Below are 11,786 nucleotides of genomic sequence, written 5' to 3'. Positions count from 1 at the left end.
GCGGAATAAGTCGAAGAATAGTCACAAAAATAGCCGCACTGACTATTATTCAGTGGTTTAATCATTTAGAAGGGAACAAAATAAACAATTTGAAAATTGTAATTTCCTAAATGCACCACGGGTTTATTTTTATGTTAACCACCTGATCTCTTTGCTGTGATTTTTTTAGATAGAAGTATGTCTAATATTTTGTCTCTATGGTCGCCCTGTATTTCGATAACACCATCTTTAACTGTGCCGCCAGTAGCGCATTTTGCTTTTAACTCTTTCGCCAGTTTGGTTAAGTCTTTAGGGGTGAGTGCTAGTTCTGTAATAAGCGTTGCCCCTTTGCCTTTTCTTCCTTTTGTTTCGTACATTACTTTTACTTTGCCAGACCCGATGTTCTGACTTTCTTCTTTACAATGACATACATTGATCGAATTTTGACAATGAGGGCACATTCTCCCTGTCTCGGTTGAATAAACCAGTTTACTAGACATTTCTTTTCTCACGTATTCTGTTTTTGCAAAGGCTAAAGTTTAGCATCAATGGGTACGGTCACAATCTTTTGCAAGCAAATTAAATTATTGACTACAATAATAAGTGTTGCTGTTAAAAGTTGATTCATTATGCGTTCAAAATATTCTATCACGAAAGCATTGTGTGCTCATGTTCCTTTAGCGTTAGAGCTAGGGGAAAGGGATAAGATATTTTACGAATTTTATTCTTATTCTAAATTCGGTTTTTTTTCGGCAGAAGATCTTTATTCAAAATTTGAACGTGCTCAAAATGAAGCCCACTACTTGGTTATGGAAAATAAGTTGACTGTTATTGGTTGGATTGTTTTTGTGTTTCGAAATGAACAAAAAACAAAAGCAGAAATACTCATAAAAGTAAGAAAGAATTATGACTACACAGATGTCATGAGCCACTCCATTCGTAGCCTGTTACCTGTGTTAGGCTGCATTGGCTTAGAGCACATATCGACTAAGGTGGATGCAAATAATCAATTGTACTGTCGAATTTTTGAAGAGGCTGGCTTAACGCCAATTAAACAAACGTTACCGGACTCTAATTTGAATAAATTCATTGTGCATTTGACGGGATTTTATTGGTGTTTAGATTAAATATCCGTCTTTAGCGTGTTGTTTTTCTTCGTTAGTCAGAACCTTGATATTTCAACCATAATAAGGTTTCGGAAAAACTGTCAGAATAAGGTGCATGGACGGTCATCGTTTGCCCCCCTACTGGATGGGAAAAGGTTATATTCAGAGCATGCAAAAACATTCTTTTAGGCAAGGCGCCGTGTTTGAACAGCGCATTATAATGGCGACAACCGTAGCGTGTGTCGCCTATTAGAGGATGAAAAATGTGCTTGAAGTGCCGCCTGATTTGATGTTTTCTACCTTGAAAAGGGGTGACCTCTACTAAAGAGCAGCGGGCTTCTGGATAGCGACTGACGGGCATAGGAAGAGTGAATGTAGACAATGTTTTATAGGCCGTTTCTGCTGCCTTCTCTGTGCCTGCCACCTTTATTCGAGCGGAGCCTTTTATTTCATCTATTCTAGCCAATGGGTAATCTATATGTCCAGTCAAAGAGAGGTGCCCTCTGACTAATGCATGATACGTTTTACTGATTTCATGGTTTTCAAACTGTGACCCTAATACTCTTGCTATAACGGGCGATAACGCGAGTATGAGTACGCCTGAAGTGGCTCTGTCAAGGCGATGAACAGGAAATACCCATTGCCCTATCTGATCTCTTAAGCGCTGAACGACAGCATCTTCTTCATGCTTATCTAAATGAGTTCGATGAACAAGTAATCCTTCTGGTTTATTGATCGCTATGATGTAGTCATCTTGAAATAAAATAGTTAATTCCATCATGCGTTATGTGTCAACATAAAGAGTTTAATTTGATCCATTGCAAGATTGGATAAGGTTTGCATTGCTTCGTCGCTTGCCCAAGCAACATGAGGAGTCAAAATAAAGTTAGGGTAGTCAGAAAGCTGATTTAACGGATGGTTTTCCGGCATAGGTTCAACAGTAGCAACATCCATTGCTGCACCTGAAATTTCGTTGTTTTTAATGGCTTCAATTAGGGCATGCTCATCGACTAAGCCACCTCGACTTACATTAAGCAAAAGTGCTGATGATTTCATGTCTCTCAGCTCTTGTTGACCAATTAAAGACCTATTTTCTGCTGTTAAAGGGCAATGCAGCGTAATGATGTCTGCGACTTTGATGCCTTCTTCAAAAGACACTCGGCCTTCTCGAATCGTCTGAGCATTTCTGCGTTCTGAGAAAAGGCATTTTATGCCGAATGCTTGGGCAATACGGGCAATGTTTTGACCTATGTTACCACTACCTACTATTAACATAGTACTGTTTGCTAAGTCTTTAATTGGGTGATCAAGAAAGCAAAAGTGGGTGGATTCAGACCATTTCCCTTTTTTTACATCGCTAATATAAGAACCCAAATTACGTTTTAGATTTAATAACAAGGAAAATGCGTGTTCTGGAACACTGTTGGCCGAATAGTTCGCCACGTTGTTAACAACGATGTTATTGGCACTGCAGTAATCCAGATCAACATTGTTCATGCCCGTTGCGGTAATTTGAATCATTTTTAGGCGTTTGCATTGGGATAAGTGTTCAGCCGTCAATACGGTTTTGTTGACCAAAATAATGTCCGCATCTGTTATCCGCTCAACAATGTTGGTTGTTTTCGTATCGGCATACTCTACAATTTTTAACGAATTGTTGGGTGCGTTAAATTGTATGTAATCTGGGAATGAGCCTCGATCTAGGAAGACAGCTTTCATTATGTTTCCTTTTTTATTTTGACAACATAGGCATAAGAAAAGGCATAATATTTTTCAATACATATTGTTGCCCTTCAGGGTTAGGGTGCAATCCATCGTCTAGCATTAAGCTGTCATTTAGAGCGACATTGTCTAGCATAAATGGAACGTAGGCTTCTAATTCGTATTGTTCGGATAGCGATTGAAAAAGAGTGAAAAATTGATTGGTATAGCGTTTCCCATAATTCGGAGGTATACGGTTTCCGATAAGAAGAACATCCGCATTATGTGCAAGTGACTGTTCTATCATATTTGCTAAGTTGCCTTTCGTTTTGTTTAAAGGGTAACCTCTAAGTCCATCATTTGCCCCTAACTCAAGAATCACAATACTTGGGGAGTGTGTTTTCAACAATGCATTAAGGCGTGCGAGGCCTCCTTGGGTGGTTTCTCCACTGACACTTGCATTGATAATGGAATAATTCGTTTTTTGAAAATCAGGCGTGTTTTCTAATAAAGAAACCCATCCTTGATTCACCTTAAGATTATAAGCAGCGCTTAAGCTGTCTCCCATTACAAGAATGCTATTGGCATAAGTGGAAGAGGTGAATAATAAAAGCGCTGACATCAATAAAAATTTAATGTGGTTTAAGAAATGCATTTTTCTTACCTTTAAGAATGAGAATGAGTACGTATATGAAGACGAATTTTGCAATTAAAACACAAAACTTAACTCATACGGTAAAAACAGCAGAAGAAGAACTAACGATTCTAAATGACGTTTCTATTCAAATTGCTGAAGGTGAATCCGTTGCGATAGTTGGTGCATCGGGCTCAGGTAAGTCGACGTTATTAGGTTTGATCGCTGGTTTGGACGTATCATCAAGTGGGGATGTTTTTTTATACGATCATAACTTATCTGCATTGGATGAAGAAAAGCGTGCAGATTTGAGAGGACAATATGTGGGTTTTGTCTTTCAGTCTTTTCATTTATTGCCGAGCTTAACTGCACTGGAAAATGTCATGCTTCCGGGGGAACTAAAAGGTGACAAAGAAGCCAAGCAAAAAGCCACTGAGTTTTTGACTCAAGTGGGTTTAAGTCATCGTTTGCAACATTATCCTAGACAACTGTCCGGTGGTGAGCAACAGCGTGTTGCGATTGCACGTGCGTTTGCGTCTTCACCTAAAGTATTGTTCGCAGATGAGCCCACGGGTAATTTGGATTCTGATAATGGTAAAATTGTGACCGATCTTTTATTTGAATTAAATGAAAAGCAAGGTACGACGCTGGTGTTGGTGACACATGATCAAAGGTTGGCCCAGCGATGTGGGCGTCAAGTAATGATGTCATCTGGTAAAATCAGTGAGCCGACACAGTTAGATAAGGAGTAAGTGTTATGTTAGCTGTGAAAATGCTTATTCGAGAAATACGCAACGGTGACGTACTGACGTTATTATTTGCGCTTATTTTGTCTGTTTCTACCGTGACTGGAATTGATTTATTTGTTGATCGGTTACAAACGTCATTTACGATTCAATCCGCTACACTATTAGCTGCCGATAGGGTGGTTAGAAGTAACTCTGTAATCTCTCAAGAAAGGATTGAATACGCTGAAAATAAAAATTTAGAGACAGCGCAAAAAACGTCTTTTTCTTCGATGGTATTTTCTGACGAAGGGTTACAACTTTCGCAAGTGTCTTCTGTCACAGAAAGTTACCCATTGCGCGGCAGCTACTTGATTGATGATGTGTCTTTTGGTGCAGGTTATGAAGTAGAACAAGGTCCTAAAGTTGGAGAAATTTGGGTTTCTTCACGATTGGCGAGTTTACTCAGTGTCAATATCGGTGATGCTGTCTATGTTGGTGAAAAAGAGTTCATCATCCGTCACTTTTTAGTACGTGATCCTGGATCAACTGGATCTGCTTTTGCTATTGCCCCAAGGGCTGTCATTAATCAGTTCGATTTGGCTGCTACTGAAGTGATTCAACCGGGAAGTCGTGTACGTTATTCGTTATTGCTTGCGGGCAATGAAGACGCATTAACTCAATATGAAGAATGGATTATCCCTAATCTAGAAAAAGGCGAACGCTGGAGAACGCCAAAAAGCGGAGGGCAAGGTATTAATTCTGCTATTGACCGCGCGGAATCTTTTTTATTGTTAGCAGGTACTTTGGCCGTGGTAATGTCTGGGGTTGCCATGGCATTAGCCTCTTCACGGTATGTCAGACGCCATTTAACTCAAGTTGCGGTAATAAAAACGTTGGGCGCAACGCCGAGAAAGATTGCTAATATTTTACTGTCTCAACTCGCCATTATTTTTATTGTGGGAACAGGGGTAGGGCTGCTCTTAGGTTGGCTTATTCAAGAAATGATTGCGCTGAGTTTGGCAAATTTATTGTCTACTGTCTTACCTAATGCCTCGGTTAGTAATCTCTGGCTTGGTTTCATAACAGGTTTAATGTCCCTGTTGGCTTTTTGTGTTCCATTATTAATGCGTCTTTTTGATGTTTCTCCTCTTACCGTTTTACATCCAGAGGGAAAAATTCAGCTAAAATCTCTGCAACTTTATGTCGTTGCTTTGATTGGTATGTATTTATTAATGGTTATATATACTGGTGGATTATTGCTTCCTTCTATTATGATTGTCGCTATTTTTATTGTTGCTATATTGATAGGTTTTATTGGGTATTTACTGTTTAAACTTGGTAGGACATTAACCTCTGGTGTGGTCAGTGGTTGGCAAATTGGCTTGGCGTCTTTACATCGGCGTTTGATGGGAAACTTATTCCAGTTGTTGGTGTTCACGTTGATTATTATGCTGGGACTCATTTTGATTGGGGTGAAGTCGAGCTTAATTTCTGATTGGCAAAAACAGTTGCCTGTTGATGCACCAAATCATTATTTGTTTAATGTTCAAGAATCGGAAGTATTGCAAATTACCAGCATCGCGAGTGATCTGAATATTCCGGTAAATGAATGGTATCCAATGGTCCGTGGGCGCGTTTTTCAAGTGAATGGACAAGATGCAGAAACTTTGTTCCCTGAAGGAGAGAGCGAGCCTGAGTTGTTATCACGAGAAATGAACTTAACTTGGTCGAATACATTAGCTGAAGATAATGTGTTACTTGAAGGTGAATTTGGAGAGAGTGCACAGGGGTTGTCTATTGAAGACAGTGTGGCAAAAGAAATGAATTTGATGCTAGGAGACGTCTTAGGTATTAAAATAGGCGGTCTTGATTATCAATTGCCGATTACATCTATTCGAAGTGTTGATTGGGGCTCAATGAGACCTAACTTCTATTTAATTTTACCTCAAAGTATTTTATCGGACTTTCCTGCTAACTATGTGAGCAGTATGTTTATTGAAAAAGAAAATGTGCAGTCATTTTATAAAAGTATGACGGACTTCCCTACAGTATCTATGCTGAATGTTGGAGATTTAATTCAACAAATACAAATGATTATTGCGCAAGTATCACAAGCGATACAGTTGGTGCTTTTCTTTATTCTTTTTTCTGCTGTATTAGTACTGAATGCCAGTGTGAGAGCCAGCTTAGATGAAAGATTGGAAGAGGGGGCGCTTTTAAGGACGCTTGGTGCGAGTAAAACACTCATCCGCCAATCTATGTTGGTTGAATTTGGCTTTCTTGGTTTTTCCGCTGGTATTATTGGTGCATTAGCGGCAGAATTATGTCTATTTGGATTGCAAACCTTTGTGTTTGAAATTGCGCCAAGTTTCCACCCTCTCATGTGGGGGCTAGGGCCAATCACTGGTTTCTTTGTTGTCTCTATTATTGGTCTGTATGCAGGTAAATCTGTATTGACTGTACCTCCCATGAGGATGTTGCGATCTTTATAATTCATAAGGCGCTATGCTAAAAACAAACGAAGGGTACATCGTTAGTCGTCATGCAAAAGATGTAAATGGCGTTTTGGAAATGTTTTATTGGATTAAAACGGGCAGTGAGACTGTTCGTGTGATTCCAAAAAAGCAAAACGCCATTTTCTTTGTAGAATGCAGGGCAAAAACCTTTCTAGAAGAGAGAGGTGTAATCTTCGAAGATCATGCCTACTTAAACTTTGACCATGAAAATGTGTTGACTGTGTATTGCTCAAGTTTAAAGCAACGGCAGGATTTAATTCGTCTTCTGAAAAAAAACCATTTTTCAATGTACGAAGAAGATGTAAAACCACAAGATCGTTATCTTATGGAGAGGGAGATTCGAGGCGCAGTACGCTTTATTGGGGAAGTAAATAGCAATGAAAGCATTTTTTCTCAAGCCATTTTGAAACCTGCGAATTTGGACTCTCCTGCAACCACACCAAATTGGAAAGTGTGGTCGTTGGATATTGAAACGTCGGTAACAAATAATAAATTACTGTCTATTGGCGTTGTTTCAGATGAGTTAGTTGCTGTGTTTGTGGTTAGTGAAGTTTCTATCTCCGATGAGCGTTGTTTCTTTTTTGATGATGAAAAAAGCCTGTTACTTGCTTTTATGCGCTTTATCCGGCTGCACAATCCAAATATTATTATTGGCTGGAATGTGATTGGCTTTGACATGGCGTTCATCAATCGACGTTGCTACTCGTTGGGTTTAAAGCCCCAATTTGGATCAAACGGTGAGGTTTGGTCTATGAGAACATCTGAAAAAGAAGGGAAGTATTTTCTCACTGTTCCTGGTCGGGTTGTGTTAGATGGCATAGCGTTGTTGAAAGTGGGTGGTTATCATTTTGAATCATATAGTTTAAACAATGTCAGTAAAGAAATCTTAAAAGATCAAAAAACACTTCAAGGCAGTGGGAAATGGCAGGAGATTGAAGAACTGCATGCCTATGATTTGCAAAAATTTATTGACTACAATATTCAAGATTGTGATTTGGTTTTAAGGATTTTTCACAAACTAAAATTGATAGAACTGCAACAGACTCGTGTAGACCTTACTGGTATCCCTCTAGAGCAAACCGGTGGCTCAGTTGCATCATTTGAAAACCTTTACCTACCTAGATTGCATAAAAGCGGTTTTGTTGCGCCTTCATGGACTGAGGATGATTTTAAATCCAGTCCAGGAGGATTTGTGATGTCATCTTTTCCTGGATTCTATAAAAATGTGTTGGTGTTTGATTTTAAAAGCCTTTATCCCAGTATAATACGAACATTTAAAATTGATCCACTTGCTCGGATTAGTAAGCAACAGCCTAAGATTGATGGCTTTCTAGGTGCCCAGTTCTCGGCTAATCAAGCCATATTGCCTAATTTGATTGATGAATTGGCGTCTGCACGTGAACTTGCAAAAAAACAAAATAACAGTATTTTGAGTTATGCTATAAAAATTATCATGAACTCGTTTTACGGTGTTTTAGGCTCGAATGTATGTCGTTTTTATCATGTCGAGTTGGCAAGTTCTATTACAATGAGAGGCCATCAAATATTAGAGCAAACAAGACAATGGATTGAAGCGTCTGGTGCGCAAGTTATTTATGGAGATACCGACTCTGTTTTTGTTATTCTCGATGAAAATATGCAAGAAGAAGAGGTGATTGTTCAAGGGAAAGCGTTTTGCACTTTGATGAATCAAAAATGGTCTGATTACTGTAGAACAGAACATCAAATCTCATCGTATTTAGAATTAGAGTTTGAAACTTATTATGAGCGTTTTTTTATGCCGACGATTCGTGGACAAGAAGAGGGCAGTAAAAAGCGTTATGCTGGAATGGTGGATGGAGAGCTTGTTTTTAAAGGGTTAGAAGCAGCAAGAAGTGATTGGACCCCACTAGCTCGACGGTTTCAACGGGCTCTTTTTCAACATGTGTTTACAGAGAGAGATCCCGTGGGGTTTATTAAAGAAACAATTGATTGCTTAAAGTCTGGTCAGTTTGATGAAGAATTAATTTATTCTAAACGGCTAAGCCGACCTTTGAGCTCTTATACGAAAGTCATGCCTCCTCATGTTAGAGCTGCGCAAATTAAAGAGCAATATAATGAAGATCATGGGCTGGGCAATGAGTATCATGAAGCCAGAAAAAGAATAGACTATTTCTATCGACGATCGGGTATTGTGCCATTTCAATCTAAAGAGGATTTGATAGACATTGATTATGAACATTATATAGACAAGCAGATTACACCTATTGCAGACAGTGTCTTAGTTCATTTTAACATGACAATGGAGAGTTTGTTGTCTAAGCAAATGGGATTAATGTATTGAAATATATCCAATTAAAGTGAGTGAAATAATGTTTTTCAATATAAAAATTGTACTCAATCTATTAGTTGGTTATAGGTATTATTCCTTTAGGAAAGGTGTAAACGTGTGCAGGTAACTGAAATAAAAAATATTGGCATAGCGATTGTGTTTATCATTACAGTTCTTTTGTTCGGGCTACGTTATTCAAATGACGTACCGTCGCTTGAACCGCTCCAACTTATGGATGCGTCTGTTTATATTGATGAATCAAATAGATTGTCCATTGACGCTCTTCTTGTAGAAACAACACCACTAAAATGGCAACCACTTGATCAAGATATTGCGACATTAAATTTAGGGTATTCCAGTCAAACTCATTGGTTCAAAATTCAATTTAAGGACCTTTCTAGTGACGTGCGTTTTTTGTATTTGGACTATTCATTATTGGATGTCGTGGAGTTTTATCAAACAAATAATAAGACGTTAGAAAAGACGGTATTTACGGGAGATAAACAGCCCTTTTCATCTCGTTTATTTGGTAATGAAAACTTTATATTCTCTCTTGATAAGGTCGATAATCATACTACTGTATTCTTGAAGGTGTATTCAGAAGGGATTCTTAAAATTCCACTAAGTCTTAAAACCTTAAGCCAAATGATGGCCGAGACACAATATATTTCGTTAACGCTAGGCAGTTATATTGGTTTTATGCTTTTTACAATGATCGGTTGTGTAATAGTTTCTATCATAACAAAAAATACCGACTTTCTTTATTATAGCGCGTATTTCTTATTTTCTCTTTTGCTTGGACTGAACGTTAATGGGTTTTTATTTCATTGGGTATGGCCTGATTATCCGGAGATTAATAAATACGCAGTAAATTTTTTGTTTTATGCAGCAGGTTATGCCCAATTAATGTTTGTAGAAAAATATTTAAAAAATCTCACGCCTAAAAATGCAAATATTTTATTATTATCTAAAATACTCACATTAATAGGGCTTGGATTTTCTCTTGCGCCTGGTTTTTACAATTATGCTAATTTTTCAACTTTTTTCTTTGTTATCTTTATTAATTTCTTATCTGTCTACTTATCTGTTGCCTCTTATAGGAGAAAAACGGAGAGTCGTCAAAAAGAATTGTATTTTGTCTTTGCGTGGGTGTTTTATTCATTCAGCATGATGCTGCTTATTTTTGATGCGCTGAATATTATCAAGTTTCCTAACAGTGTAAATAATTACGTAATTGCCGCATACGCGATTCAGATTATTTTTCTAATTGCTTCTGTTGTGGACAATTATGAAAAAATAAGAAAGAGCAGTATTCAAGAAGCGAAACGAAGTGTACAAGAGTTGGAGCAAAGACAGATTATTGAGCGGCATATGTTATTTCAAGCAACACATGACAGCTCGTCTCTCTTACCCAAGAAGCAAATTCTTTTGCAAAACTGGTCTGTTATTAAAGAATATATTCCAACACATCGAAAAATAGATGTATTAATTATTCATTTTGAAGGCTATTACTCCATTGTTTTAGCTTTTGGTCAAGAATTAGCTGATATGTTAGTGTCAGGTTTACATGAGAGAATAAAAAAAGAGATAGCGACAAATAAACAGTTCTCTGTCGTCGATTATGATTGGAATAACGATAAAGCCGTTGTTCTAGACTCGTTGGATATTTGTTTAGTATATATAGAAAAAGAAAATGAAGACATAAACGAGAACTTGCTAGAGTTGCATAAAACAATCAGTGCACCTTTTAAATATCAAGATATCAGCTTAGATGTAGTGCTTTCTATTGGCGTAAGTGAGCTACTGTCATCCGAAACTATTTCTTCAGGTATTCGAAAGGCACAAGTAGCCTCTAGAGAGGCTTCGCATAGGAAATTGGACTTATTACAATATCAACATACATTAGGGTATGATCCAGAATACATCAATATATTGCTCTCAAAATTTAAAAAAGCGTTAGAACACGATGGGCTTAACTTAGTTTTTCAGCCTCAAATTGACACGTCTACTGGTAAAGTGTTTGGGGTCGAATCTTTATTACGTTGGTCTGATGAAGACGAAGGTGTTCTTTCACCTGATATGTTTATTCCAATCATTGAAAAAAGCGCTTTGATTAATGACTTAACGGATTTTGTTATTAGAAAATCGTTTCAATTCTATGAAGAACATATTAAAAAATTTGGGGCACCTATTCAATTATCTATTAATTTGTCTGCACGGAATTTTACAGATAAAAATCTATTGAAATGCATTTCTCGTTATTTAATTCAATATAATATTGATCCTAAATACATCACATTTGAGTTAACAGAGACCATATTTTTATGTGATTTAGAATCGAGTAAACATTCATTTAATCAACTATTGGAGTTAGGTGTAAAGCTTGCGTTAGACGATTTTGGAACAGGGTATTCTTCTTTGGTTTATTTGAAGGAATTGCCATTTTCTGAATTGAAAATTGATAAAAGCTTCTTGATTAAAGATTTTCATACAAAGCAAGGTACAGGGTTAGTAAAGGCTGCGATTGAGTTGGGCAAGAGTCTCGACATGTTGGTAATAGCTGAAGGTGTTGAATCTTTTGAGCTGGCGAAGCAATTGAAGCGGTATGGCTGTGATATTTGTCAAGGTTTCTATTTTTCTAAGCCGATGAAAGATAAAGACTTTATAGAATGGTATTCTATTTATAATGTCGATAAAAATATTATAGAGAATCGGTTTGAATAAGAAACGCCTTAACACTTTAAATAATTTAAGGTATACATTGCAAATACAACTGTTGATTCAGCCATGGGATCTTGTCTCTGTTCAATA

At 37.5% G+C, this 11,786-nt stretch carries 9 protein-coding genes; 5 read left to right on the top strand and 4 right to left on the bottom strand.

The window, feature by feature from the left end:
* Positions 1-134 precede the first annotated feature (134 nt).
* Complete coding sequence (locus ACMUMJ_RS10170) at positions 135-479, bottom strand: SUI1 family translation initiation factor (protein ID WP_414678722.1); 345 nt, start codon at positions 477-479, stop codon at positions 135-137.
* Between the two features lie 129 nt (positions 480-608).
* On the opposite strand from ACMUMJ_RS10170, the gene ACMUMJ_RS10165 reads away from it, so the two are divergent.
* On the top strand, positions 609-1,106 hold the full coding sequence (locus tag ACMUMJ_RS10165) for a hypothetical protein (protein ID WP_414678721.1): 498 nt from the start codon (positions 609-611) through the stop codon (positions 1,104-1,106).
* A 31-nt stretch (positions 1,107-1,137) separates the two neighbouring features.
* Here the strand turns inward: ACMUMJ_RS10165 and ACMUMJ_RS10160 are convergent, their stop codons facing one another.
* The 3 genes from ACMUMJ_RS10160 to ACMUMJ_RS10150 are packed head-to-tail and all read right to left on the bottom strand — an operon-like array spanning position 1,138 to position 3,441.
* A complete protein-coding gene (locus tag ACMUMJ_RS10160; protein WP_414678720.1) occupies positions 1,138-1,866 on the bottom strand; it encodes a pseudouridine synthase in 729 nt (242 codons plus the stop codon).
* Complete coding sequence (locus tag ACMUMJ_RS10155) at positions 1,863-2,804, bottom strand: D-2-hydroxyacid dehydrogenase (RefSeq protein WP_414678719.1); 942 nt, start codon at positions 2,802-2,804, stop codon at positions 1,863-1,865. The genes ACMUMJ_RS10160 and ACMUMJ_RS10155 overlap by 4 nt, the downstream gene beginning before the upstream one ends.
* 13 nt (positions 2,805-2,817) lie before the next feature.
* Positions 2,818-3,441, bottom strand: coding sequence for an arylesterase (locus tag ACMUMJ_RS10150; protein ID WP_414678717.1), 624 nt, complete (start codon positions 3,439-3,441; stop codon positions 2,818-2,820).
* A 35-nt stretch (positions 3,442-3,476) separates the two neighbouring features.
* Here ACMUMJ_RS10150 and ACMUMJ_RS10145 point away from each other — a divergent pair, with 35 nt between their 5' ends.
* The 4 genes from ACMUMJ_RS10145 to ACMUMJ_RS10130 all read left to right on the top strand — a co-directional run bounded on the left by ACMUMJ_RS10145 (position 3,477) and on the right by ACMUMJ_RS10130 (position 11,699).
* Positions 3,477-4,172 carry an ABC transporter ATP-binding protein gene (locus ACMUMJ_RS10145; RefSeq protein WP_414678716.1) on the top strand — a complete coding sequence of 232 codons (696 nt, stop codon included), beginning with the start codon at positions 3,477-3,479 and terminating at the stop codon, positions 4,170-4,172.
* A gap of 5 nt (positions 4,173-4,177) precedes the next feature.
* Positions 4,178-6,640, top strand: coding sequence for an ABC transporter permease (locus tag ACMUMJ_RS10140; RefSeq protein WP_414678715.1), 2,463 nt, complete (start codon positions 4,178-4,180; stop codon positions 6,638-6,640).
* Positions 6,641-6,653: 13 nt separating this feature from the next.
* Positions 6,654-8,987, top strand: coding sequence for a DNA polymerase II (locus ACMUMJ_RS10135; RefSeq protein WP_414678713.1), 2,334 nt, complete (start codon positions 6,654-6,656; stop codon positions 8,985-8,987).
* 105 nt (positions 8,988-9,092) lie between these two features.
* Positions 9,093-11,699 (top strand): EAL domain-containing protein, encoded by a 2,607-nt coding sequence (locus ACMUMJ_RS10130; protein WP_414678712.1) that lies wholly within the window; start codon positions 9,093-9,095, stop codon positions 11,697-11,699.
* Positions 11,700-11,786 lie beyond the last annotated feature (87 nt).

Source organism: Marinomonas phycocola, assembly GCF_047525455.1.
Lineage (GTDB): Bacteria > Pseudomonadota > Gammaproteobacteria > Pseudomonadales > Marinomonadaceae > Marinomonas.
The sequence above is the reverse complement of the archived record's forward strand: the minus strand, read 5'-3'. Positions and strand labels throughout refer to the sequence as shown.

Coding starts and splice junctions, on each gene's coding strand:
- ACMUMJ_RS10165 (WP_414678721.1), top strand. CDS start 609: ATGCGTTCAAAATATTCTATCACGAAAGCATTGTGTGCTCATGTTCCT.
- ACMUMJ_RS10145 (WP_414678716.1), top strand. CDS start 3,477: ATGAAGACGAATTTTGCAATTAAAACACAAAACTTAACTCATACGGTA.
- ACMUMJ_RS10155 (WP_414678719.1), bottom strand. CDS start 2,804: ATGAAAGCTGTCTTCCTAGATCGAGGCTCATTCCCAGATTACATACAA.
- ACMUMJ_RS10140 (WP_414678715.1), top strand. CDS start 4,178: ATGTTAGCTGTGAAAATGCTTATTCGAGAAATACGCAACGGTGACGTA.
- ACMUMJ_RS10150 (WP_414678717.1), bottom strand. CDS start 3,441: ATGCATTTCTTAAACCACATTAAATTTTTATTGATGTCAGCGCTTTTA.
- ACMUMJ_RS10135 (WP_414678713.1), top strand. CDS start 6,654: ATGCTAAAAACAAACGAAGGGTACATCGTTAGTCGTCATGCAAAAGAT.
- ACMUMJ_RS10170 (WP_414678722.1), bottom strand. CDS start 479: ATGTCTAGTAAACTGGTTTATTCAACCGAGACAGGGAGAATGTGCCCT.
- ACMUMJ_RS10160 (WP_414678720.1), bottom strand. CDS start 1,866: ATGATGGAATTAACTATTTTATTTCAAGATGACTACATCATAGCGATC.